The sequence below is a fragment of the Streptosporangium sp. NPDC002607 genome (assembly GCF_053592655.1).
Window position 1 is genome coordinate 138316 of the sequence record NZ_JBSFWD010000004.1, and the last position, 23930, is coordinate 162245.

Consider the following 23930-nt stretch of genomic DNA (forward strand, 5'->3'; position numbering starts at 1 on the left):
TCTTCATGATCGAAAGGATGATCGCCATGGCGACGACACGTACCGCGACGACCCAGTGGAAGGGCTCGCTGATGGAGGGCGCGGGCAGCGTCTCCCTCGACTCCTCCGGGGTGGGCACGTTCGACGTGTCCTGGCCCTCGCGCGCCGAGCAGGCAAACGGCAAGACCTCCCCGGAGGAGCTCATCGCGGCCGCGCACTCCTCGTGCTTCTCGATGGCCCTGTCCCACGGGCTGGCCCAGGCGGGCACCCCGCCGCAGACCGTGGAGACCAAGGCCGACGTGACCTTCCAGCCGGGTGAGGGCATCACCGGGATCGTCATCTCGGTCCGCGCCCAGGTCGACGGCCTGACCGCCGAGCAGTTCCAGGAGGCGGCCGAGAAGGCCAAGGCGAACTGCCCGGTGAGCAAGGCCCTCGCGGGCACGACGATCAGCCTCAACGCCGAGCTGCTGAGCTGATCACGGCCGGCCGCCCACGGTCATGACCGATCACGACCGACCGGCCACGATCGGGCTGATCACGGTTGAACCGCTCACCGGGCGGTCACCACCGGGATGATCACCACACCCTCCGTGACCATGCGTGCCCCACAGGACACGCATGGTCACGGAGGGTGCGCCGAAAGACTAGGACAAATCTCCTCAACGCCACCTTAAGGTGACAAGGGCGAGAACACCCTGCACAAGGGGGCCCGACCAGAGGAGAATAGGGGCACATGCGTGAAGTCTGGCCAGGAGAGTCCTATCCGCTCGGCGGCACCTGGGACGGGGTGGGCGCCAACTTCTCCCTGTTCTCCGAATCCGCCGAACGCGTCGAGCTCTGCCTTTTCGGGGACGACGGGCACGAGGAACGCGTCGAGCTGACCGAGGTCGACGGGTTCGTCTGGCACGGCTACCTCCCGGGGATCATGCCGGGACAGCGGTACGGCTACCGCGTCCACGGTCCCTACAACCCCTCTCAGGGGGACCGGTGCAACCCCTCCAAACTGCTCCTCGATCCCTACGCCAAGGCCGTCGAGGGCGACCTGAAGTGGAACGAGGCGCTCTTCTCCTACCGGTTCACCGATCCCGGCAGCCGCAACGACACCGACACCGCCCCCTTCATGCCGAAGAACGTGGTGGTCAACCCGTTCTTCGAGTGGGGGAACGACAGGCCGCCCCGGACCCCGTACCACCAGACCGTGATCTACGAGGCGCATGTCCGCGGGCTCACCATGCGCCACCCCGCGGTGCCCGCAGAAAAGCGCGGCACCTACGCGGGACTGGGCCACCCCGCGGTCATCGACCACCTGCTGAGCCTGGGTGTCACCGCGGTGGAGCTGATGCCGGTGCACCAGTACGTGCCCGAGCACGCGATGGTCGCCAGGGGCCTGACCAACTACTGGGGCTACAACACGATCGCCTACCTGGCCCCGCACGCCGCCTACTCCGCCTCGGGCCAGCGCGGCGAGCAGGTGCAGGAGTTCAAGGCGATGGTACGGGCGCTGCACGAGGCGGGGATCGAGGTCATCCTCGACGTGGTCTACAACCACACCGCCGAGGGTGACCACATGGGGCCGACGCTGAGCTTCCGCGGCATCGACAACAGGGCGTACTACCGCCTGCACGACGGCGACCGGCGCTACTACCTCGACTACACCGGCTGCGGGAACTCCCTCAACGTCCGCTCGCCGCACGCCCTTCAGCTGATCATGGACTCGCTGCGCTACTGGGTCCTGGAGATGCACGTGGACGGCTTCAGGTTCGACCTGGCCTCCGCCCTCGCCCGCGAGCTGCACGACGTCGACCGGCTGAGCGCCTTCTTCGACCTGATCCAGCAGGACCCGGTGATCTCCCAGGTGAAACTGATCGCCGAGCCGTGGGACGTGGGGCCCGGCGGCTACCAGGTCGGCAACTTCCCGCCGCTCTGGATGGAGTGGAACGGCAAGTACCGCGACAGCGTCCGCGACTTCTGGCGCGGCAGCGGGTCCGCGCTGCCCGAGTTCGCCTCCCGGCTGACCGGCTCCGCCGACCTCTACGCCACCTCGGGGCGCCGCCCCGTGGCCTCCATCAACTTCGTCACCTGCCACGACGGGTTCACCCTGACCGACCTGGTCTCCTACGACCGCAAGCACAACGAGGCCAACAAGGAGAACAACCGCGACGGCACCGACGACAACCGGTCGTGGAACTGCGGGGTCGAGGGCCCCACGGAGGACCCGGGGATCGTGAGCCTGCGCAGGCGCCAGCGCCGTAACTTCCTGGTCACCCTGTTCATCTCCCAGGGCGTGCCGATGCTGCTGGCCGGTGACGAGTTCGGCCGGACCCAGGGCGGCAACAACAACGCCTACTGCCAGGACAACGAGATCTCCTGGATCGACTGGTCGCTGGCCTCCGGCGAGGCGGACCTCCTCGACTTCGTCAGGAGCCTCTCCAAGCTGCGGCGCGAGCACCCGGTATTCCAGCGGCGCCGCTTCTTCCACGGCCACAAGGCCGACGACGGCACCCGCGACATCGTCTGGCTCACCCCGTCGGGAGAGGAGATGTCGGCGAGCGACTGGCACACCGGCTACGCCAAGTCACTGGCCGTCTTCCTGAACGGCGACGCCATCACCGAGCCGGGCACCCGCGGCGAGCGGATCACGGACGACTCGTTCCTGCTCCTGATCAACGCCCACCACGAGGAGATGATCTTCACCCTCCCCGAGGCGAGGTACGGCAAGCGGTGGCGGCGGGTGCTGGACACCGCCGACGAGGGGACGGAGCTCCTCTCGCCTCCGCAGGAGTCCTGGCCGGCCGAGAGCGCGGTGGAGGTGACCGCCCGCTCGGTGCAGATCCTGCACTGCGAGCGGGCGTAGGGCCGGCCGCTCGCGGCCTTCAGGCCCCTGACGCGATCGCGGCGGTGAGCAGGACGAGCACGAACGTCGCCACGCCGGCCACGCCGTGCAGCACGACCGCGACCATGGGGAAGCGCTGCTCGGCGCCGCGGGCGTGGCGTCCGCCGCCCAGCCAGCGGGTGAACATGGTGAAGCCCAGCAGCGCGGAGAGCGCGAGGACTCCGAACGACAGCCAGGCGAAGGCCGGCTCCAGGGTGCGTACGTACACGATCCAGCAGGCCAGGGCGGACACCGCCAGGGCCGGATGGGCGAAGATGAGCAGCGCGGGAAAGCGGGTGACCTTGGTCGCCTGCTGGCGGAGCCCTCCCCCGGAGAGCCACAGGTACAGCAGGTAGATCCCGACCATCGCGGTGATCAACCATGTCACGATCGTGACCAGCCCCACACAGCCCTCCCGTGTCTCCCGGAACGAATCATGTACCGGGAGCCGCCCCGAGTCACCCCAGCCCTCAGATCCAGTATCGAACGCTCCGGGAGAACTCACAGGTCGTTTCCATGCGAAGGTAGGAGAATGCGCCTCATTCACCCCGAGACCTCGGACGAGGTCGACCTCGTCCGTGCCTACGCCTACCCGGCCGGCCCCTGCCTGCGGATCAACATGGTCGCCAGCGCCGACGGCGGTACCTGGCTGAAGGGACTGTCGGGCGGGCTGTCCGGCAGGGGCGACCGCCAGGTCTTCTGGACGTTGCGCGGGCTGGCCGACGTCGTCGTGGCCGGTGCGGCGACCGTGCGGGCCGAGGGGTACGGCCCGGCACGGCCCAGGCCGTCGTGGCAGGGGCTGCGCGAGGGCCGCCCGGCCGCCCCGCCGGTGGCGGTGATCACTCGTGGGCTCGACCTCGACCTGTCGGGCCCGCTGTTCACCGAGGCGGAACCGTACGCCCGGACCATCGTCATCACCTGCGGGGCCGCCCCCAGGGAGCGCCGCGAGGAGGCCGCCAGGTGTGCCGAGGTGATCGTGGCCGGGGGCGAGCGGGTGGATCCGGTGCTGGCGATGGAGGCGCTCCGCGAGCGCGGCCTGAGCCGGGTGCTCTGCGAGGGCGGCCCGAAGACCAACGCCCAGCTGGCCGCCGCGGACCTGGTCGACGAGCTCTGTCTCACGGTGAGCCCGCTGCTGATCGGCGGGGACGCCGCCCGTGCCCTCGACGGCCCTCCCTCGCTCACCCCCCTGCGCCTGGCCCACGTGCTGGAGGACGAGGGGTTTCTCTTCACGCGGTATGTCCGGCGAGACGAGAAGGCCGGAACCCGCTAGCGCCGGAGGTCCCGGCGTTCCATGATTCATATGGACATACCTCTAGAGAAACGATATATCTCGACCATGGAACGATCATCCTCCTCCGGTGACGAATTGCGCGCCTCGCTCGAGGCCCGCCGGGACCTCGGACCGGAATACGAAGACTCCCTTGTCGAGGGTTTCCTGGAGAAGATGGACCGGGAGATCGACAAGCGGGTGGACGACCGGCTCGCCGACCGCGCCCGCAAGGAGAGCCCCGCGGTCCGTCCCTCCCTGGACGCCGGGCAGCGGCTGGCGCTGGCGATCGTCTCCCTGGCGACCGGGATACCCGCGACGATCGGGCTGGCCTTCTCCGGCCTGGGCGACTCGATCCTCGCGTTCATCCTGGTGCTCGTGTGGGTCGGCATCATCAGCGTGAACCTGTCGTTCGCCCTCGCGCGGCGGCGCCAGGGCTGACCGCCGCCGCCCGCTTCCACTTCCACGTCAAGCAAGCGTACGCTTGGGCAAGTTTCCGGTACGGCTGACGCGGGAGTGATGAGTGGACGAGTACCGCAATCTGATCGGCGGCCGCCTGGTGGCCGCGGCCGACGGCCGCACGCTGGACTCCGTCAACCCCGCCACCGGCGAGGCCTGGGCCCGAGTCCCGGCGAGCGGCAGGGCCGACGCGGAGGCCGCCGTCGCGGCGGCGCGCACGGCCTTCCCCTCCTGGTCCGCCATGCCCGCACTCGGCCGGGCGCACTTCCTGCGCGGGGTGTCGGAGGTCTTCGCCCGGCACGCCGAGGAACTGGCCAGGATCGAGACCAGGGACAACGGGCGCATCCTGCGGGACACGCTGAAGAAGGACCTGCCCGGCATGACCCACCTGTGGCAGATCGCCGCCGGGCAGGTGCTCGACGCGGTCAAGGGCGAGACGGTGATCCTCGGCCCGGACAGCCTGGGTCTCACCCGTCGCGAGCCGTACGGGGTGGCGCTCTGCGTCATCCCGTGGAACTCCCCCATCTCGACGTTCTCCGCCAAGGCGGCCTACGCGCTGGCCGCGGGGAACACCGTGATCGTCAAGCCCGCCGAGCAGGCCTGCGCCTCGGTGCTGCGCCTCGGCGAACTGCTGGCCGAGGTGCTCCCGCCCGGCGTGCTCAACATCGTCAGCGGCCTCGGTGAGGACGTCGGCGACCCGCTGGTCAGGCACCGCGGGGTCAACAAGATCAGCCTCACCGGCTCCACCCAGACCGGGCAGGCGATCACCCGGGCCTCGGCCGACCACCTCAAGCCGCTGACGTTCGAGCTGGGCGGCAAGTCACCGAACATCGTGTTCTCCGACGCCGACCTGGACGCCGCCGCTCAGGGGGTGACCGTCAACTCGGTCTACACCGGCAACGCCGGACAGGTCTGCGTGGCCGGGTCCCGCATCCTGATCCACCGGCCGGTCTGGGACGAGATGATCGGGCGGATCACCGCCATCGCCTCGCACGTCCGGCTGGGCGACCCGCTCGACATGGCCACCACGATGGGCCCGATCGTCTCGGCCGGGCAGTACGAGCGGGTCGCCTCCTACCTGGAGATCGCCGAGAAGGAGGGCGCCGAGCTGGTGTTCGGCGGCCAGACGGGGGCCGACGTGGTCCCGTCCATGCCCGGCGGCTACTGGGTGGCCCCCACCCTGTTCACCACCTCCGACAACGCGCTGCGCGTCTGCCAGGAAGAGATCTTCGGTCCGGTGGCCGTGGCCATCCCCTTCGACACCGAACATGAGGCTCTGGCGATCTCCAACGACTCCCCCTACGGGCTCGCCGCCGGCGTGTGGACCCGCGACCTCGGCCGCGCCCACAGGTTCGTCCGCGACCTGCAGAGCGGCACCGTCTGGGTCAACACCTTCCGCCAGATGCCCCCGGGGCTGCCGTTCGGCGGCGTCAAGGACTCCGGGTACGGGCACGACGCCGTGCTGGAGTACACCAGGGAGAAGGCCGCGATCATCCATATCTGACCGGTGAGCCCCGCCGGGCATGCCCTTTACCGGAAACCGAATATGGTTCTAGAGTCTGGGCATGGGAATCGCGATCACCGAGGAGCACCGGGCGCTGGCCGTCTCCGTCCACGGCTTCGCCGGACGGAACATCGCGACGCGCGGCATGGACCACGAGCCGTTCCGCGCCGCGCTGGCCGCGCAGGGCCTGCTCGGGCTTCATCTGCCCGAGGCGTACGGAGGGCAGGGCGGCGGCCTGCGGGAGCTGGTGGTCGCCCTGGAGGCGCTCGGCGAGCACTGCACGCCGGGTTCCCACCTGCCCACGGTCCTGGCCTCGGCCGTCATCGCCCGCGCCGCCCCCGCGCCGTCCCCCCACCACGACCTGCTGCGGGCACTGGCGGACGGCGCGCTGACCGCCGCGATCGCCCTGCCCGGCGGTGCCCGTACGGCCACGACGAGCACGGTCACGGCGACCGGACCGGCCGCCGTGACCGTGCTCGGGTCCGCGGATGCCGGGGTGTTCGTGGTCCCGCTTCCCGGCGGCCGGTGGGCCGCGCTCGACCCCGGCGACTGCTCGGCCGAGGCGGTCGACGGCATCGACCTGACGCGGCCACTGGCGGCGGTGACGGTGACGGTGACGGCCGTGCCCCAGGAGCGCGTGCTGAGCGGCGTGACCTCCCGCCTCGTCTCGGACCTGGCCGCCGTCCTGCTCGGGGCGGAGGCCTGCGGCGTGGCGGCGTGGGCGGTGTCCACCGCCGCCGAGTACGCCCGGGTACGGGAGCAGTTCGGACGCCCGATCGGCCAGTTCCAGGGGGTGAAGCACAGGTGCGCGGCCATGCTCGTCGCCCTCGAACAAGCCCGCGCCGCTGTCTGGGACGCCGCCCGTGCCCTCGACGGGGCCGCTCAGACGGCCGGTGTCGATCCGGAGGGTGAGGTCGCGCTGGCGGTGGGGGTGGCCGGGGTGCTCGCCGCGGACGCCGCCGTACGGTGCGCGGCGGACGCGATCCAGGTGCTGGGCGGCATCGGCTACACCTTCGAGCACGACGCCCACCTCTACTACCGCCGCGCGCTCTGCCTGCGGGCGCTGAGCGGCGACGCCGGGGAGTGGGCCGAGCGGGTGGCCAGGATGGCGGTGGCCGGGGCGCGGCGGCCGATGGAACCGGACCTGCCCGAGGAGGCCGAGGAACTGCGGCACCGGATCAGGGCGGAGGCCGCGTCACTGGCCGCAGAGGAGCGGGAGGTCAGGCGCGGTCGCATCGCCTCCGAGGGCTGGATCATGCCGTACCTGCCCAGGCCGTGGGGGCGCGGAGCCTCCCCGCTGGAACAGGTGGTCATCCATCAGGAGTTCAGGGATGTCAAACGCCCCAATCTCGGCATCGCCGCCTGGGCGGTCCCCTCCATCGTCCGCCACGGCACCCCTGAGCAGCAGGAACGCTTCCTGCCTGGCACGTTCACCCGCGAGATCACGTGGTGCCAGCTCTTCAGCGAGCCCGGCGCGGGCTCCGACCTCGCCTCGCTGTCCACGAGGGCCGTGCGGGTGGAGGGCGGCTGGTCGCTGAACGGCCAGAAGATCTGGACCTCCCTCGCGCAGTGGGCGCAGTGGGCGATCTGCCTGGCCAGAACCGACCCCGACGCCCCCAAGCACGAGGGCATCACCTACTTCCTGGTCGACATGTCCTCCCCCGGCGTCACCGTCCGCCCGCTGAAGGAGATCAACGGCGACGAGATCTTCAACGAGGTCTTCCTGGACGACGTCTTCGTCCCCGACGACCTGGTCGTCGGCCAGGTCAACGCGGGCTGGCGGGTCGCCCGCGACACCCTTTCCCACGAGCGCGTCGCCCTGGGTGACTCCTGGGGGCCCGGCTCCCGGCACACCGACATGGTCGCCCTGATCGAGACCCTGGGCGGACCCGGGGCACTCCGCCCCTCCGCCCTGGAGGAGGCGGGCCGCCTGTGGGCGTCGGGGCAGGCCATCTCCGCCCTGGGCCTGCGCGTGACGCTCTCCCAGCTGGCCGGGAGCGACTCCGGCACCGCCTCCAGCGTCCGCAAGCTGCTGGGGATGCGCCACTCCCAGGCGGTGTCGGAGTTCTGCTGGTCCATCGCGCCGGACTCGCCGTACTGGAACCGCATGGTCCTCGCCACCCGCGCCTTCACCATCGGTGGCGGCACCACGGAGGTCCAGCTCAACATCATCGCCGAGCGCGCGCTGGGCCTCCCCCGTGACCCCTGAGCCCGGGGCCGCCGTTCAGGCGCGGGTGGCCGACCAGCCGAGGTGAGGGGCAACCCGATCGAGCAGGCCCGGCAGGGCAGGGTGGAGCTCCGCCGGGACGTCCCCCTCGCCGAACCAGGTCAGGTTCCCGATACGGTCCGGCTCCGCCAGGGTGACCTCCGAAGGGTCGATGAGCACCGCGAACTGCACCGACACCCAGTGCGTCGCCACCTCACCCGAGGTCCGCCGGACGTTGGCCACGCCCACCTGGACCAGCTCCAGGGCGGTGGCTCCGAACTCCTCGGAGACCTCGCGCCGGACGCACGCCTCGAAGTCCTCGCCGAAGGCCAGCTCTCCCGCGCCGGAGTCCCACACCTCGCGGCTGTCCCTCGCCCCGGGACCCCGAAGGTGCAAAAGAACCCTGCCCTTGCCGTCATGGCAGACGAAGCTGCAGCTGACCCCGATGTAGGAGCGCCCAGCCGGGCGGGGGTCGACGGAGGGCGGATCGTCGCTGTGGTCGACCAAGGAAGTTCGTCCTAAAGGAGCCGGAGGTGGATCGCGAGCGGCGGCTCGCCACGTGGAGGCAATCCTACGGAAGCAAACCGGAAGCCGGGCGGGAGGGCAGGTCCGCCCCGGAGCCGCCACGGCGGCGGGACCGGGCACTCGACGGGGCGGACCGTATGATCACCTGCCTCATGCCCACCGGGCCCAGGCGCTGGCGCGCCACCCGGACGGCGGCATTCCGGCCGGCCCGCGGAACGTGGGCGACCGGGCAGGTGATCTCACCCCTCAACGGGAAGGTGAACCACCCTCCACACTTTTAAAGACGCCAAAACGGTCATCAAAGGATGCTTCGCCCGTCAAGATTTTTCCGAACGGGGCAACCCCGGGCCTCGCCCCTCCACACGCCACGGCGACCGCATAGGCTGATGTGATGGACAAGGTGGTAAAGAGCGACGCCGAATGGCGCGTCCAGCTCTCTCCCGAGGAGTTCCGCGTGCTTCGCCAGGCCGGGACCGAGCGCCCCTTCACCGGGGAGTACGTCGACACCAAGACCGTGGGCGTCTACAGCTGCCGGGCCTGCGGCACCGAGCTGTTCCGGTCCGACACCAAATTCGACAGCCACTGCGGCTGGCCGAGCTTCTACGAGCCGTCGAAGTCCGACGCGGTGACGCTGATCGAGGACCGCTCGATGGGCATGGTCCGCGTCGAGGTCCGGTGCGCGACCTGCGACTCACATCTCGGCCACGTGTTCCACGGCGAGGGCTACGGCACGCCCACCGACGACCGCTACTGCATCAACTCCGTCTCACTGAGGCTGGAGCCCGCCGAGTAGGCCACCGCGTCGCGATCCGGCCGGTCCGCGACGCGCGGAGACAGCCAGATCGGTCCATCCCGGAGGTTAGTGAGGCGCAGGAAGGGGCAGAGCGACCTCACGCAAAGTATTCACAGATCTCCGTAGCGTGTCTGCCCAAGGAGCCCCCGTGCATCTCCGCCACAAGTGGGAGATCGTTGAGACCATCGGCCGGGTGATCACCCAGCGCTGTTCGATCTGCGGCAGGACCAGGGTCCGGGTGACCCGGCCCGGGCACCGCGCGGACTAGCGCTTCGGCTTGGGGTAGGTGACGCGGCAGTCGGGGTCGTCAGGGCCGAGGACGTTGGCCAGGACCGGATTGCCGTTCTCTCCGAACTCGGCCTGGACGAAGACCACGGGGCTGGGCATGCCGAGCTCTCCGACGAGATAGTCGACGCCCGCCTCGCACAGCTTGATCGCCTGCTTCGAGTTGTCCGCCGATTCCGGCAGGTCCGTATATATCCGTAGATAGCCACCGACCATTCGGATATCCTTGACCCGCTTGGTCACCTTGCGGCTCTCGAAGTAGGCCAACGCCTTCTTGTCGGTGTGCTTGGAAGGCCCCGACGCCTCGGCCTCACTGTCCTTCTGGCGCTTCTTCTCCGCCTTGGCGGACTTCGCGTCCTCCTCGGCGCCCCCCTTGCTCTTCCCGTCCAGCTCGGCGGCCACCACCGCGCCCGCCACGGGGTCCCCCTGCGGCGCCGCGGCGGGCGGACCGCCGGAGGCCGGCACCCGAGCCGCCTCGCTCCCCGGAGCCGTCTCCCCGGAAGACCACACCCCGCTCACCGCGAACGCCCCCACCACCAGCGCGGCGGCGCCCACCGAGACCTCAAGGAGCCGTGAGCGAGACTTCTTTCTCCGACGTCCCCGAGTACGCCGCCTGGACCGTGCCAGACCTTCGCCCCTTTTCACCCTTGGCCTCACATAGACAGGTGATTTTCCACGAGTATGACAAAGGCAAGGGATGGCAAAGAGGCCTACGCGGGATTATTTTCGGCGGGCCGCCACAGGAGACACGCCCTTCACCTCACGGAGCAGGAGTCCCGCCGCCGACCGGACTCCACGGCGACGGAACCCCCGGAGGCTACGGCAGCGCGGCGATCAGCTCGCTGGGCGGCTTGCGGACACCGGTGTAGAAGGGGATCTCCACCCGGGTGTGCCGCCGCGCCTCCGCGCCGCGCAGGGTGCGCATCAGGTCGACGATGCGGTGCAGTTCGTCGGCCTCGAACGCCAGCATCCACTCGTAGTCGTTCAGCGAGAAGCACGCCACCGTGTTGGCACGCACGTCCGGGTAGTCGCGAGCCATCCTGCCGTGCTCGGCGAGCATCCGGCGGCGGTCCGCGTCGTCCAGCAGGTACCACTCCAGGGAGCGCACGAACGGGTAGACGCTCACGTACGCACGAGGCTCCTCCTCGGCCAGGAAGGCCGGGATGTGCGACTTGTTGAACTCGGCCGGACGGTGCAGCGCCATGGCCGACCAGACCGGCTCGGACAGCCGCCCCAGGCCGGTACGGCGGAAGCGGGAGTAGGTCTCCTGCAGGTCCTCGGAGGTCGGAGCGTGCCACCAGAACATGAAGTCGGCGTCGGCGCGGAAGCCCGCCACGTCGTACAGGCCGCGGGTGACCACGTCCTTGCGCTCCATCTGGGCCAAGAGCTCCTCGACCTCGGCGGCCATGCCCTCACGGTGCCCCGGGCAGCGCTCGCTCAGTTTGAAGACCGACCACATCGTGTAGCGGATCACCTGGTTCAGGTCTCGTGCCTTGGGCCGCGGGTTCCCGTCCGTCGTCCTCACCCCTTCGTCAGCAAATCGGTTCTGTCCTGCCATTCTCCCGTGGGGTCCAGGTGGTCGAGAATCCGGGCTGCCGCGGTGCGGGCCGTGGAGACGCAGGCGGGGATGCCAAGGCCGTCGTAGGCGGCGCCGCACAGCGCCAGCCCCGGCGAAACGGCGGCGGCCGCCCGGATGCGCGCCACCCGGTCGAGGTGACCCACCTCGTACTGTGGCAGGGCACCGCCCCAGCGGGTCACCCGCGAGTCGCGGGGCAGCCCGCGCACGCCCATGACCTCGACCATCTCGGCCATCGCCAGCGCGACCAGCTCCGCGTCGTCGCGCTGGAGCACCGCCTCCTCGCCGAGCCTGCCGATCGAGCAGCGCAGCAGGACCAGGTTGGGATCGGTCTCCGCCAGGTGCGGCCACTTGACCGAACTGAACGTGGCGGCCTTGATCGGGCGCCCGTCGACGGCCGGAACCAGGTAGCCGCTGCCGGACGGCGGCCGGGGAAACGCCTTCCGCGGGTAGGCGAGGGTGACGACGGCCATGCTGGCGTACTCGATCCTGGCCAGCTCCGCGGCGGCCTGGGGCACCTCCTCCGCGAGCAGCCGGCTCGCCGCCGGAGCGGGAACGGCGATGATCACCGCGTCGGCCTCGATCGTCTCCGGCTCCCTGGTGGGGCCGGCCACCAGCTTCCAGCCGCCCTCGGTCCGCCGCAGCTCCCTGACCATGACGCCGGTCCTGATCTCGGCCCCGGAGGCGGCGGCGACGGCCTCGGGGAGGCTGCCCATCCCCCGGCTCAGGGTGGTGAAGACCGGCCCCGCGTCCTTCGGGGCGTCCGCGGCGATCTCCCCGGCCGCGGCGAGCAGCGACCGCTCGGTCCTGGCCGCGATGGCGATCCCCGGCATGGTCGCGTCCAGCGAGAGCCGCTCGGTCCTGCCCGCGTAGACACCGCCGAGCAGCGGCTCGACGAGCCGGTCGACCACCTCGCCGCCCATCCTGGCCCGGATGTAGGCCGCCACCGACACGTCGGTGGTGACCCGCGTCGCCGGGAGGATCCGATCCAGCGCCACCCTGGCCAGCCCCCCGGGGGAAAGGATCCCCGACCTCGCCAGCGCGAGAGGGTCGGACGGCACGCCCATGACGTGCCCCTTGGGCATGGGCCGCAGCGCGCCCCGGGTCAGGATGGCCGCCTGTGTGGTGCCGGGGAGCCGCAACTCCTCGCCCAGCCCGACCATCCTGGCCAGTTCCTTGCCCTCGGGCCGCCGGGCGAGCATCGCCTCGGCCCCCGCGTCCATCGCGACGCCCGCCACCTCGGTGGCGTGCAGCTTGCCCCCGATCCGCGGGGCGCCTTCGAGGACGGTCACCCGCAGGTTCTCGCCGCCCTGACGCAGATGCCACGCGGCGGCCAGTCCGGCGATCCCGCCGCCGACGACCACCACATGCCTCCGGTTGCCTTCCATGACTCCTGACCGTACCGGTCCACCCTCCCGGTCCCGTCTCCCACCTCGGCGCCCCACCATCCCCGTGACCCGACGGCGCGCAGAACGTGACGCCATCGTGACTGCCCCGCACCGAACTCCGCCACCGCACCCGCCGTCATGAGATTCATGAGCAGATTCCGGTACGGCCCGCGCCTGGCGGTCTTCTTGACGGGCCTGACGCTGTTGGTGTCCGCCTGCGGCGGGGGTTCTTTGCAGTCCACGTCCTACGAAGGAGCGGCGGCACCCGCGGCCGACATGCAGGCGAGCAGCCAGGCCAACGAGGCGGTTCCGCAGAGCGCGGCGAAGGCCGAGGGCGGCGGCTCCCCGCAGGCCGGCCAGGTGAAGATCGTCCCGCAGGACCGGGCGATCGTCTACACCGCGGAGATGACGATCAGGGCGAAGGAGGTCACCGCGGCGGCCGACCGGGCCCGGCAGATCGTCACCACCGCGGGCGGCTACCTGGCCATGGAGAACTCCGACGCCCACTCCGACGGCGAGGGCTCCGCGACACTGGTCTTCAAGATCCCGCCGGGAAACTATCCGGGCACGCTCGACCGCCTGGGCAAGGAACTGGGCACGCGCGAGTCGCTCCGGCAGAACACCGAGGACGTCACCGAGCAGGTGGCCGACGTGGAGAGCCGCCTGAAGTCGGCCAAGGCCGCGCTCGACTCCCTGCGCACGCTGCTGAAGCGGGCCAACACCATCGGTGAGGTGCTCAAGGTGGAGCGGGAGGTCTCCAACCGCGAGAGCGAGCTGGAGTCCCTGCAGGCCAGGCAGAAGACCCTCGCCTCGCAGACCAGTGCGGCGACGCTGACGCTGAACCTGGTCGGCCCGGCGGCCGTGGTGCAGAAGAAGGAGGACGACGAGCCCGCCGGCTTCCTCGGCGGCCTGCGGACGGGCTGGAAGGCTTTCGTCGTCGCCGTCAAGCACGGCCTGACGCTCCTGGGCGTGCTGCTTCCCTGGCTGATCGTGATCGTCCCGGCCTGGCTGCTGACCGCCTTCCTGCTCCGCCGCAGGAGGAACGGAGAGCGGCCACTCGCCGCGGGCTCCGAGGACCCGGAGCCCGATCCCGACGAGGAGCCTCTCCCCGCGAGTGACCCTCGGGGAGAGGACGAACCCGAGAGAGCGGACGGGCCGGTGCCGTACGAGCGTCCCTAGTCCCGGGCGAGTGGTGACGGTGCACCGGCGCCGGGAACGGTCAGCGGGCGGAGGCCTCGTGGACGAAGTCGGTGAGGCGGGCCAGCTGGTCGGGGTCGGTGTTGGGCAACACGCCGTGCCCCAGGTTGAACACGTGTCCCTCGGCCTTGGCCGCGCGGGTGAGAATGTCGCCCGCGCGGCGCTCCACGACCTCCCAGGGGGCGAGCAGGATCGCCGGGTCCAGATTGCCCTGCAGCGCCTTGCCTGGGCCGACCCTCCGGGCGGCCTCGTCGAGCGGGACTCGCCAGTCGACGCCCACCACGTCGGCCCCCGCCTCGCCGAGCAGGCCGAGCAGCTCTCCGGTGCCGACGCCGAAGTGGATGCGCGGCACGTCCAGACCGGCCAGGCCGTCAAAGATCCGGCTGGTGTAGGGGAGGACGAACTCGCGGTAGTCGTCGGGCGACACCGCGCCGACCCAGGAGTCGAAGAGCTGGACGGCGGAGGCTCCCGCGGCGAGCTGCACGCGCAGGAACCCCAGGGTGATCTCGGTCAGCCGATCCATGAGGGCGTGCCAGAGGCCCGGCTCGCCGTACATCATGGCCTTGGTGTGGTCGTGGTTCTTGGAAGGGCCGCCCTCGATGAGGTAGGAGGCCAGGGTGAAGGGGGCTCCCGCGAAACCGATGAGCGGGGTCGCGCCCAGCTCCTTCGTCAGCGCCTGGACCGCCTCGGTGATGTAGGAGACGTCGTCCGGCTCGATCGGGCGCAGCGCCTCGGCCGCCCTGGCATCCCTGATCGGCGCGGCCACCACCGGGCCGATGCCGGGCTTGATGTCGAGGTCGACGCCGATCGCCCTGAGCGGGACGACGATGTCACTGAAGAGGATGGCCGCGTCCACGCCGTAGCGACGGACCGGCTGCATCGTGATCTCCACGACCAGGTCGGGGGTGGCGCAGGCCGTGAGCATCGGCACCCCCTCGCGGAGCGTCCGGTACTCGGGCAGCGAGCGACCTGCCTGGCGCATGAACCACACCGGTGTGTGGGATACGGGCCGGCGGCGGCAGGCGCGCAGGAAAGCGGAGTCGGCGGGCTCGGAAGTCACCCCACCAGGGTGCCATGCCCGGTGACCGGTCGGCTCACCACGGTCGCTGACCGGCGAGATCAGCCCGAAATCACCAGTTATTCAATGAGATTGCACCTCACACCACCCTGGCGCCGTCAAGTGATGACAACGATACTGTCTTACCGGTTTCGAGAGCTTCGTCCGCTGAAATCCGATGTTGACACCAGCCGGATGGCGCCGCACGGCACGAAGCGATCATGTTTCCGGGTACAGTTCCTCCCATCGGTGATCCTGGACCGGCCCCCGGCTGGCCCAAATGTTCGCCAAGTCACCGCGCGGCATCGATTCCTGCACCACTTTGGGGACACGCCGAGCACGCTGCGCGGAAATGTCGGCGCGACGTGCCAACGTCGGACCACGACCCGACGAAAGGCCCGTGCGATGTCCACCATGTGGAGTTCACCCGAACGTCGCGGTGAGCACCGTGCCTCCTGCGCCCGCGTGCGGATTCCCGAACGACAATCCCGCCCCGTCGATCACGGTCGGCCTGAACGCCCGGAACGGACCGGCGCCGAGCGCGGTCACCCGTTCCTCCCCGAAGTCTCCCACGGCGAGGTCACCCCCGCCCTCCACAGGCCGTCGGCAGCGTCTTGATCGGTTCCAATGGCTCCTACACATATCCCAGTGGTCCCCATGCGATCAGTTTCGACCTACGCTTCCGATATGACCGTCGGTGACGCGCCGCCCGCTCCCGCCGCCTTCAGGCGCGCGGTGGCGAGCATGCACCCCGCGGAGGTCAGACCCGAGATCGAGCTGGAGGACATTCCGGCGCCGCAGCGCCTGGCCCCCTACTCGGCCGCGATCGGCGCGTCGGTGTACCGCGACGACGACGAGCTCGCGGTCGGCCGCCTCATCGTGCTCTTCGACCCGGACGGCCAGCGCGGCTGGGACGGCCAGTTCCGGCTCGTCGCCTACGTGCGGGCCGACATGGAGCCGGAGATCACCGAAGACCCGCTGCTCGGCCCCGTCGCGTGGAGCTGGCTCACCGAGTCACTCGACGCGCACGGCGCCGGCTACGCCGCCGCCGGAGGCACCGTCACCAGAGCGGTCTCCGAGGGCTTCGGCAACAAGGCCGAAGACCCGGTGACCACCGAGCTGGAACTGCGTGCGTCCTGGTCACCGCTGCAGGAAGACCTCTCCGGCCATGTCGCCGCCTGGTGCGATCTGATGTGCCTTGCCGCGGGCATACCACCCCTGCCACCCGACGTGGCGGCGCTGCCGCCGCGCCGTCGCGAGGATCCGGAGCCCTTCAGAACGTGACCGATGAGACGACCGTAATTCCACTGCTGGAGCCTCGTGAGGGAATCCCACCCGTCATCGAGGACTCCACCTCCCTCGCGCGCGTGGTGCGCGCCTTCGCCGAGGGCACCGGCCCCGTCGCCGTCGACGCCGAACGCGCCTCGGGCTACCGCTACAGCGGCCGCGCCTACCTGGTACAGCTGCGCCGCGCCGGCGCGGGCAGCGCCCTGATCGATCCCATCCGCTGCCCCGACCTGTCCGAGCTCGACGCGGCGCTGGCCGACGCGGAGGTGGTGCTCCACGCCGCCTCCCAGGACCTGCCGTGCCTCGCGGAGGTGGGCTTCCACCCGCGAGAACTGTTCGACACCGAGCTGGCCGGCCGGCTGCTCGGCTACGAGCGGGTCGGTCTTGGGCTGATGGTGGAGAACGTCCTCGGTTTCAGGCTGGAGAAGGGGCACTCGGCCGCCGACTGGTCGACCCGCCCGCTCCCCGAGGACTGGCTGCGCTACGCCGCGCTCGACGTCGAGGTCCTGATCGAGCTCCGCGACGTCCTGCACGAGGAGCTGAAGTCCAGCGGCAAGCTGGCGTGGGCGCAGGAGGAGTTCGCCTCCGTGCTCGCGCACAAGGCGCCCGCCCCGCGCTCCGACCCGTGGCGGCGCACCTCCGGAATCCACAAGGTCCGCTCGCTGCGCGGGCTGGCGGTGGTACGGGAGCTGTGGACGCTCCGCGACGGGCTCGCCCGCGAGTCCGACGTCGCTCCCGGCCGTGTCCTGCCCGACTCGGCGATCGTCACCGCCGCACTGGAACTGCCCCGCACCACCAAGGCGCTCACCGAGATTCCTCCCTTCACCGGCCGCAGTGCCCGGCGGCACCTGCGCGACTGGCTGGCCGCGATCGGCACCGCCCGCTCGCTGCCCGACTCGGAGTTGCCGCAGCCCAGCACCCCCGGCGACGGGCCCCCACCGGCCAACCGATGGATGGACCGCGATCCGGTGGCCGCCCGGCGGCTGGCCGCGGCCAGGACCGTGGTCGCCGCGCTCGCCGACGAGCACCACATGCCCGCGGAGAACCTGATCCAGCCCGACGCCGTGCGCCGCCTGACCTGGGAACCGCCTGCCGTCATCGACGACGAGACCGTCACCGCCCGGCTGCGCGAGCTGGGCGCCCGTGAGTGGCAGATCGGGCTGACCGCCCATCCGATCGCCAAGGCCCTGATCCGCCTGGAGCTCAAGGGCCAGGCCTGATGAACCGGCCGACGCCCTTTACAAAGTAGATCGCTGGAACGACGTCATCCCCCGTGCGGGGCCGGGCCCCGCACAGGGGATGACCGAGCGCTCAGCAGGTCGCGAGCATGCTCTGCAGGGCGCTCTTCTCCGAGCTCTGCAGCGTCAGCTTCCAGTAGTACTTCACCTGGATCCACGCCCTGGCGTAGGTGCACCTGAACGAGCTCAGCGGCGGCTGCCACGTCGAGGGGTCCTGGTCGCCCTTGGCCTGGTTGACGTTGTCGGTCACCGCCCACAGCTCGGGCCCGCCGAGGTCGTTGGCGTAGGACTGCCGCTGCGCGCTGGTCCAGGCGTAGGCGCCGGAGCGCCAGGCCTCGGCGAGCGGCACCATGTGGTCGATGTCGACGTCGCCGGCGGCGGTCCAGGTCGCGCCGTCGAACGGGGAGTACCAGCTGCCGGAGGTGGCTGCGCAGCTGGAGTTGACGACCACTCCGACGCCGTCCCTCTTGAGCACCGTCTCCCGGGTGTTGCAGGTGCCGCTGATCGTTATCCAGTGGTTGAACAACGACCGGTCATAGGAGGACTGGTTGGTTTCCGCGGCGACGGTGAGCGTCGCGAGCCTGCTGGCGGCGGTGGCCGCCGAAGGGATGTTCGGCGGGGTCGCCGAAGCCGTTCCGGTTGTCAGGGAAAAGGTGACGAGAATTGCCGTGAGGGCAGCGGAAGCCGCGGTGACGACTCGTTTCACGAGTGGCCCCTTCTGTCGCTCCACCTCGGCCAGTCGGGGGGTCTGGGCACCGCGAGAGGAGGACAGACGGAACGTCTCAAGTCATGACAAATACGCAAATGTCATGGTTTGACGACGAGTCAGGATGCACTTGGTCGGATACTGCATCAATCCATGGTCAGATACGCTTGATCTGCGATAATGTGAATTACGGTGATTCTGACACCCCGCCTTCCCGTGCGAACACGCGGTGAAATTCCGGTAACCAGCGAATTTCCTTCCGGGACGGCCCCCGGGTCACCGGCTCCCCCGGACGCGCACATCGCCCCCCTCCTCCCCTGGCAGGCGCTTGCAGCAGGTGCGGCGACTGTCGTACCGTGGAATGGAAAGCGCTTTCCATAGGAGGTCGGAGAAGATGTCCCCGCAAAGCATCGGCGTCGTGATGAACGGTGTCACCGGTCGCATGGGCTACCGCCAGCACCTGGTCCGATCGGTCCTGGCGATCAACGAGCAGGGCGGTGTGACACTGTCGGACGGCGGCCAGGTCCTGCTCAGGCCGGTCCTGGTCGGCCGGTCCGCCGAGAAGCTCCAGAGACTCTCGGCGGAGCACGGCATCGCCGGCTGGACCACGGACCTCGACACCGCCCTCGCCGACGACGACAATCTGATCTACTTCGACTCTCAGGTCACCCAGGCCCGGGTGAAGTCCGTGCTCAAGGCGATCGAGGCGGGCAAGCACGTCTACGCGGAGAAACCGACGGCCGAGACGTCCCAGGACGCGCTGGCACTGGCCGAGGCCGCGACCGCCAGGGGCGTGAAGAACGGCGTCGTGCAGGACAAGCTCTTCCTGCCGGGCCTGCTCAAGCTCAGGCGCCTGATCGACGGCGGCTTCTTCGGCCGCGTCCTCTCGGTCCGCGGCGAGTTCGGCTACTGGGTGTTCGAGGGCGACTGGCAGGCCGCCCAGCGCCCGTCGTGGAACTACCGCGTCGAGGACGGCGGCGGCATCGTCCTCGACATGTTCCCGCACTGGGCGTACGTGCTGGAGAACCTGTTCGGCCGGATCACCTCGGTCTACGCCCAGGCCGTCACCCACATCCCCGAGCGGGTGGACGAGCGGGGCGAGACCTACCGGGCCACCGCCGACGACGCCGCCTACGGGGTGTTCGAACTGGAGGGCGGCGTCATCGCGCAGATCAACTCCTCCTGGAACGTCAGGGTGAACCGCGACGAGCTGGTGGAGTTCCAGGTGGACGGCACGCACGGCAGTGCCGTCGCGGGCCTGCGCGACTGCCGCGTCCAGCACCGTGCCGCCACTCCCAAGCCGGTCTGGAACCCCGACCTGCCCGCGGGCGCCCGCTTCAGGGACGGCTGGCAGGAGGTACCCGACAACGAGGAGTTCGACAACGGGTTCAAGATCCAGTGGGAACGGTTCGTCCGCCACGTGGTCGAGGACGCGCCGTTCCCCTACGACTTCGCCTCCGGCGCGCGCGGTGTCCGCCTCGCCGAGCTGGGCCTGCGCTCCTCCGCAGAGGGCCGCCGCCTGCCGGTGGAGCCGTGATGAGGATCGCACTCCCGGGCGGGGAGCACGTCCTGCGCGAGCCGGTCACCTGGGCCAGGCCCGAGGGGCCCGCCCGGAGCCGCACCGTCTACGCCGCCGCCCACGTGGTCGCCGACCCGCTCGGCGACAACACCCCGGGCTCCCGGGCCACCGTCGACTGGGAGGCCACCCTGCGCTTCCGCCACCACCTGTGGTCCCACGGGCTGCGGGTCGCCGACGCCATGGACACCGCGCAGCGCAACATGGGCCTTGACTGGGCGGCCACCCGCGAGCTGATCCGGCGCAGCGCCACCGAGGCGAAGGCCTTCGGCGACCCGGCGACGCTGGTGGCCTGTGGCGCGGGCACCGACCAGGCGCCGGACGCCCGGACCCTGCGGGAGGTCGTGGCGGCCTACGGCGAGCAGATCGAGACCGTGCGGGACGCGGGCGCCGGGGTCATCGTGATGGCGAGCCGGCAACTGGCCGCGATCGCGCGGGGCCCGGAGGACTACCACCGGGTCTACGGCGAGCTGCTCTCCCAGACCGATCGCCCGGTGATCCTGCACTGGCTGGGCGAGATGTTCGACCCGCTGCTGGCGGGCTACTGGGGCTCGCGGGACGTGTCCGAGGCCACCGCGTCGTTCCTGTCGCTGATCCACGACCACGCGGCGAGGGTGGACGGGGTCAAGGTCTCACTGCTGGACGCCGAGCACGAGATCGGGCTGCGCGAGGCGCTGCCCGAAGGCGTCAGGCTCTACACCGGCGACGACTTCAACTACCCCTCGCTGATCAGGTCGGGCAGCCACGCGCTGCTGGGCATCTTCGACGCGATCGCCCCCGCCGCCGCCTCGGCCCTGCAGGCGCTCGACGCGGGCGACCTCGGACGGTACGACGCGATCATGGACCCCACGGTCCCGCTCTCGCGGAAGATCTTCGAGGCCCCCACGTACAACTACAAGACGGGCATCGTCTTCCTGGCCTGGCTCAACGGCCACCAGGACGCCTTCAGCATGGTCAACGGCGCCCAGGCGGCCCGTTCCCTGCCCCACCTGGCCGAGGTGTTCCGCCTGGCCGACAGGGCCGGGCTGCTGGCCGACCCCGAGCTGGCGGTCTTCCGGATGCGCTCCCTGCTGGCGGTGAACGGCCTGTGAGGGCGCGGGCGAAGAGCCGTCTCTCGCTGAACCAGTGGACCACGAAGCGGTGGTCGGTGGCCGAGGCCGTCGACGGGTGCGTGCGGCACGGTGTCGAGGCCATCGGCCTGTGGCGGCAGGACGTCGCCGCGCAGGGCCTGAAGGAGACCGTCGAACTCGTCGCGGACGCCGGGCTGCGGGTCTCGTCGCTCTGCCGCGGCGGCTTCCTCACCTCCGGCGATCCGCAGGCCCTGGACGACAACCGCAGGGCGATCGACGAGGCCGCCACGCTGGACGCCGCCTGCCTGGTCATGGTGGTCGGCGGCCTGCCGGGCGTGGTGCCCGGCCGGCCGCTGGGCGCGATCTCCCGGGACCTGCCCGCCGCGCGGGAGCGGGTCGCCGAGGCGCTGGCCGTGCTGGCCCCGTACGCGGGCGAGCGCGGGGTGAGGCTGGCCCTCGAACCGCTGCACCCGATGTACTGCGCCGACCGGGCCGTGCTGTCCACGCTGGGCCAGGCCCTCGATCTGGCCGAGCCGCACCCTCCCGAGCAGGTGGGCGTCGTCGTCGACACCTTCCACGTGTGGTGGGACCCGAACGTCCTGGAGCAGATCGCCAGGGCCTCGGGGCGGATCGCGAGCTACCAGGTGTGCGACTTCCTGTCTCCGCTCCCCGCCGACGTGCTGCTCGGCCGGGGAGTGATGGGCGAAGGCGTGATCGACTTCGCACCGCTGACCGAGGCGGTGGCCGCGGCGGGCTACACCGGGGACATCGAGGTGGAGATCTTCAACGCCGACGTGTGGGCCGCCGACCCCGACGAGATCCTGGCCAGGGTGCGGTCCTCGTTCGCCGAGCTCATCGGAGAATGACACGCGGGCCCGCGGAACGGACTCCGAGGCGACAGGAGCGTTCCAATCAGGGGAAACCGCGTTCGCCGGGCCCGGATTACCGCTTCACGGTGAAGTGACATGTCAGCTGCTCGTACGGTAGGGGTATGACGACCGCAGAGAGCGAAGCCAGCCCCGCCATACAGCGGCCGCCGGAACATGTCCTTGCCGTACTGGAAGCGATCAGGGAGTGGGAGGCCGCCAACCCCGACTCGGCCCCTTCGGGCCAGGGAGAGGCGATCCTCTGGGCCCTGGGCAAGCGTGAGCAGGCGCCGATCAGCGGCCGTCCGGCGTCGGGATCCCCGCCCACCCTCGCCGAGGCCCGCGCGGAGATCGACGCCGCCGAGCGGGTTCCGCGCGAGGGCCGGGTCGTCCCCGCCGACGGGGTCATCAGCACCCTGAGCTGGCTGATCGGCGCCAAGGACGGGCTGCCGATCCCCGGCCGCCGATCCTCGGAAGGCTGGGGACACCTGGTCGGCGGCCGCGGCGTGATCCTGCGCACCGAGGCCGAGATCGGCCGGATCGCCGAACTGGCCCATGCGGGCCGGCCGAACGCGGCGGGCGAGTGGGAGCGGGAATGGTGCTCCGGGACCATCGCCGTGTGTGAGTGGGTGCTCGGCACCCGCAGGAAGTCCCCGGTCCGTAACACACCGCGTCCCATCCACGGACCGACCGGACTCAACCTCGGCATGGAGGAGAGCGCGGCCGAGGACGTGTCGCGACAGCTCGGCCGGGGCCGTCAGCACTCCCCCGGCTACGGAGACGGAGTCATCCGGACGATCCGCTGGCTGCGCGGTCAGCTCATCGTCCCGCCGGTCAACGAGCAGGGAAAACCGATCTCCGGCGCCCGCTGACCGCCTGTCCCGATCCTCCTTCCTGCCCCCCTACGACATGGCGGGCCCGGACCCCGCAGGGTCCGGGCCCGCCGTCGTGACGTCGCGGCAGAGGTGGGTCGGCCGAGGCGACCTCAGCCCAGAGCGCGGGTGCTCTCGCGGAGGATCACCTCGCCGGTCACGACCTGGGCCCTGGCCCCCTCGTCCGGGGCGAGGGCCATCTCCAGCGCGCGGGCACCCATCTCCGCGAGCGGCAGCCGCACCGTGGACAGCGAGGGAACCAGGTCGCGCAGCGTGGAGATGTCGTCGAAGCCCGCCACCGAGACGTCCTCGGGGACGCGGATGCCCCGGTCCCTGAAGGCGGCCAGGGCACCCACCGCCATCACGTCGGTGACGGCGAAGACACACGTGACCCCGGACACCTGGGTGGCCGCCGAGTAGCCGCCCTCCCTGTCGAAGGAGCCGTGCAGGACACGCGGCGCTGGCAGGCCGAGCTCTTCGAGCGCGGCGGCGAACCCGGCCACCCTGTCCATGGACGCGATCAGCCGCTCGGGCCCGGCGAGGACGGCGAAGCTCCGGTGCCCCAGCCCGGCGAGGGCACGGGCCAGCGCGGCGGCGCCCAGGCGGTTGTCCGGCACCACCGCGTCGACCCCGAGCAGGTCCTGGCCCACGCAGGCCGCCCGGCCACCGGTCTCCCGGTAGCGGTCGAGCTCCTCGCGGAGCTGCCGGGTCAGCTGCTCGTCGGCGATCCGGGAGCCGACCAGCAGCACGGCGCGGACCCGCTGCGCGTTCAGTGTCGAGACATAGGCGATCTCCCGCTGGGGGTCGCGGTGCGTGGTGCCGATCATGACCATCAGCCCCTGGTTCTCCGCGACCCGCATGGCCCCGTCGGCGATCGCGGCGAAGTAGGGGTCGGTGAGATCGTGAACGACCAGGCCGATCACGTTGCTGGCCCCCCTGGCGAGGGTCTGCGCGGCCACGTTGGTGCGGTATCCCAGCTGGGCGGCGGCCAGCTCCACCTTGGCCCGCAGGGATGCGCCCACCTGTCTGGTGCTGCCGTTGAGCACCCGTGACGCCGTGGCGAGCGAGACGCCCGCGTGCCGGGCGACATCCTCAAGCGTGACCACCGACAACCTCCCGGAAAGCGTTTTCCAAAGTCTGTCAGAGTTGTCGCCGTCCCGCATCCGGGACATGCCGCACCGGACCGCGCACCTTGGGGAACAACTTA

At 70.7% G+C, this 23930-nt stretch carries 23 protein-coding genes; 14 read left to right on the forward strand and 9 right to left on the reverse strand.

Annotated features, from left to right (window positions below):
• Positions 1 to 26 precede the first annotated feature (26 nt).
• Together ACWD3H_RS06150 and glgX are read left to right on the forward strand one after the other, a co-directional pair.
• Positions 27 to 455 carry an OsmC family protein gene (locus tag ACWD3H_RS06150; RefSeq protein WP_343967483.1) on the forward strand — a complete coding sequence of 143 codons (429 nt, stop codon included), beginning with the start codon at positions 27 to 29 and terminating at the stop codon, positions 453 to 455.
• Between the two features lie 257 nt (positions 456 to 712).
• The gene (glgX, locus tag ACWD3H_RS06155; RefSeq protein ID WP_451954217.1) at positions 713 to 2833 is read left to right on the forward strand and encodes a glycogen debranching protein GlgX; all 2121 of its coding nucleotides are present in this window, start codon (positions 713 to 715) and stop codon (positions 2831 to 2833) included.
• A 19-nt stretch (positions 2834 to 2852) separates the two neighbouring features.
• Here glgX and ACWD3H_RS06160 read toward each other — a convergent pair whose 3' ends face one another.
• Positions 2853 to 3257, reverse strand: a complete 405-nt coding sequence (locus ACWD3H_RS06160) for a hypothetical protein (protein WP_355565498.1) — start codon at positions 3255 to 3257, stop codon at positions 2853 to 2855.
• Between the two features lie 126 nt (positions 3258 to 3383).
• Between ACWD3H_RS06160 and ACWD3H_RS06165 the strand changes: the two genes are divergently transcribed.
• From ACWD3H_RS06165 to ACWD3H_RS06180, 4 genes are all read left to right on the forward strand, one after another.
• A complete protein-coding gene (locus tag ACWD3H_RS06165; RefSeq protein ID WP_355565495.1) occupies positions 3384 to 4121 on the forward strand; it encodes a pyrimidine reductase family protein in 738 nt (245 codons plus the stop codon).
• Positions 4122 to 4187: 66 nt separating this feature from the next.
• Positions 4188 to 4559, forward strand: a complete 372-nt coding sequence (locus ACWD3H_RS06170; protein WP_355565492.1) for a hypothetical protein — start codon at positions 4188 to 4190, stop codon at positions 4557 to 4559.
• An 82-nt stretch (positions 4560 to 4641) separates the two neighbouring features.
• The gene (locus ACWD3H_RS06175; RefSeq protein ID WP_451954218.1) at positions 4642 to 6081 is read left to right on the forward strand and encodes an aldehyde dehydrogenase family protein; all 1440 of its coding nucleotides are present in this window, start codon (positions 4642 to 4644) and stop codon (positions 6079 to 6081) included.
• 61 nt (positions 6082 to 6142) lie between these two features.
• Positions 6143 to 8290 carry an acyl-CoA dehydrogenase gene (locus ACWD3H_RS06180; RefSeq protein WP_451954219.1) on the forward strand — a complete coding sequence of 716 codons (2148 nt, stop codon included), beginning with the start codon at positions 6143 to 6145 and terminating at the stop codon, positions 8288 to 8290.
• A gap of 15 nt (positions 8291 to 8305) precedes the next feature.
• On the opposite strand, the gene ACWD3H_RS06185 is transcribed toward ACWD3H_RS06180, so the two are convergent.
• Positions 8306 to 8794 (reverse strand): NUDIX domain-containing protein, encoded by a 489-nt coding sequence (locus ACWD3H_RS06185; protein ID WP_451954220.1) that lies wholly within the window; start codon positions 8792 to 8794, stop codon positions 8306 to 8308.
• 409 nt (positions 8795 to 9203) lie between these two features.
• Between ACWD3H_RS06185 and msrB the strand changes: the two genes are divergently transcribed.
• Positions 9204 to 9605, forward strand: a complete 402-nt coding sequence (msrB, locus tag ACWD3H_RS06190) for a peptide-methionine (R)-S-oxide reductase MsrB (protein ID WP_343967498.1) — start codon at positions 9204 to 9206, stop codon at positions 9603 to 9605.
• A 264-nt stretch (positions 9606 to 9869) separates the two neighbouring features.
• Here the strand turns inward: msrB and ACWD3H_RS06195 are convergent, their stop codons facing one another.
• The 3 genes from ACWD3H_RS06195 to hemG all read right to left on the reverse strand — a co-directional run bounded on the left by ACWD3H_RS06195 (position 9870) and on the right by hemG (position 12854).
• The gene (locus tag ACWD3H_RS06195) at positions 9870 to 10445 is read right to left on the reverse strand and encodes a hypothetical protein (protein ID WP_451954221.1); all 576 of its coding nucleotides are present in this window, start codon (positions 10443 to 10445) and stop codon (positions 9870 to 9872) included.
• Between the two features lie 262 nt (positions 10446 to 10707).
• Entirely contained in the window at positions 10708 to 11448 is a 741-nt protein-coding gene (gene hemQ / locus ACWD3H_RS06200) for a hydrogen peroxide-dependent heme synthase (RefSeq protein ID WP_451954222.1), read from the reverse strand.
• Entirely contained in the window at positions 11412 to 12854 is a 1443-nt protein-coding gene (hemG, locus tag ACWD3H_RS06205; protein ID WP_451954223.1) for a protoporphyrinogen oxidase, read from the reverse strand. The genes hemQ and hemG overlap by 37 nt, the downstream gene beginning before the upstream one ends.
• 147 nt (positions 12855 to 13001) lie before the next feature.
• Between hemG and ACWD3H_RS06210 the strand changes: the two genes are divergently transcribed.
• A complete protein-coding gene (locus tag ACWD3H_RS06210; RefSeq protein ID WP_451954224.1) occupies positions 13002 to 14033 on the forward strand; it encodes a DUF4349 domain-containing protein in 1032 nt (343 codons plus the stop codon).
• Between the two features lie 40 nt (positions 14034 to 14073).
• On the opposite strand, the gene hemE is transcribed toward ACWD3H_RS06210, so the two are convergent.
• Entirely contained in the window at positions 14074 to 15111 is a 1038-nt protein-coding gene (hemE, locus tag ACWD3H_RS06215) for a uroporphyrinogen decarboxylase (RefSeq protein ID WP_451954225.1), read from the reverse strand.
• 420 nt (positions 15112 to 15531) lie between these two features.
• Positions 15532 to 15681, reverse strand: a complete 150-nt coding sequence (locus ACWD3H_RS06220) for a hypothetical protein (protein ID WP_355565467.1) — start codon at positions 15679 to 15681, stop codon at positions 15532 to 15534.
• Between the two features lie 114 nt (positions 15682 to 15795).
• On the opposite strand from ACWD3H_RS06220, the gene ACWD3H_RS06225 reads away from it, so the two are divergent.
• Entirely contained in the window at positions 15796 to 16392 is a 597-nt protein-coding gene (locus ACWD3H_RS06225; RefSeq protein WP_451954226.1) for a DUF3000 domain-containing protein, read from the forward strand.
• Positions 16389 to 17615, forward strand: a complete 1227-nt coding sequence (locus ACWD3H_RS06230; RefSeq protein ID WP_451954227.1) for an HRDC domain-containing protein — start codon at positions 16389 to 16391, stop codon at positions 17613 to 17615. The genes ACWD3H_RS06225 and ACWD3H_RS06230 overlap by 4 nt, the downstream gene beginning before the upstream one ends.
• Before the next feature lie 91 nt (positions 17616 to 17706).
• On the opposite strand, the gene ACWD3H_RS06235 is transcribed toward ACWD3H_RS06230, so the two are convergent.
• Positions 17707 to 18339: an HNH endonuclease family protein gene (locus ACWD3H_RS06235; protein WP_355565458.1), complete on the reverse strand. Its 633-nt coding sequence runs from the start codon at positions 18337 to 18339 to the stop codon at positions 17707 to 17709.
• Positions 18340 to 18733: 394 nt separating this feature from the next.
• On the opposite strand from ACWD3H_RS06235, the gene ACWD3H_RS06240 reads away from it, so the two are divergent.
• The 4 genes from ACWD3H_RS06240 (at position 18734) to ACWD3H_RS06255 (ending at position 22723) form a co-directional block, all read left to right on the forward strand.
• Complete coding sequence (locus ACWD3H_RS06240; protein ID WP_355565454.1) at positions 18734 to 19876, forward strand: Gfo/Idh/MocA family protein; 1143 nt, start codon at positions 18734 to 18736, stop codon at positions 19874 to 19876.
• Positions 19876 to 21006: a dihydrodipicolinate synthase family protein gene (locus tag ACWD3H_RS06245; protein WP_451954228.1), complete on the forward strand. Its 1131-nt coding sequence runs from the start codon at positions 19876 to 19878 to the stop codon at positions 21004 to 21006. The genes ACWD3H_RS06240 and ACWD3H_RS06245 overlap by 1 nt, the downstream gene beginning before the upstream one ends.
• A complete protein-coding gene (locus ACWD3H_RS06250; protein WP_350917095.1) occupies positions 21003 to 21851 on the forward strand; it encodes a sugar phosphate isomerase/epimerase family protein in 849 nt (282 codons plus the stop codon). The genes ACWD3H_RS06245 and ACWD3H_RS06250 overlap by 4 nt, the downstream gene beginning before the upstream one ends.
• A gap of 125 nt (positions 21852 to 21976) precedes the next feature.
• A complete protein-coding gene (locus ACWD3H_RS06255; protein WP_350917098.1) occupies positions 21977 to 22723 on the forward strand; it encodes a hypothetical protein in 747 nt (248 codons plus the stop codon).
• A 113-nt stretch (positions 22724 to 22836) separates the two neighbouring features.
• On the opposite strand, the gene ACWD3H_RS06260 is transcribed toward ACWD3H_RS06255, so the two are convergent.
• Complete coding sequence (locus ACWD3H_RS06260) at positions 22837 to 23829, reverse strand: LacI family DNA-binding transcriptional regulator (protein ID WP_355557757.1); 993 nt, start codon at positions 23827 to 23829, stop codon at positions 22837 to 22839.
• Positions 23830 to 23930: the final 101 nt, after the last annotated feature.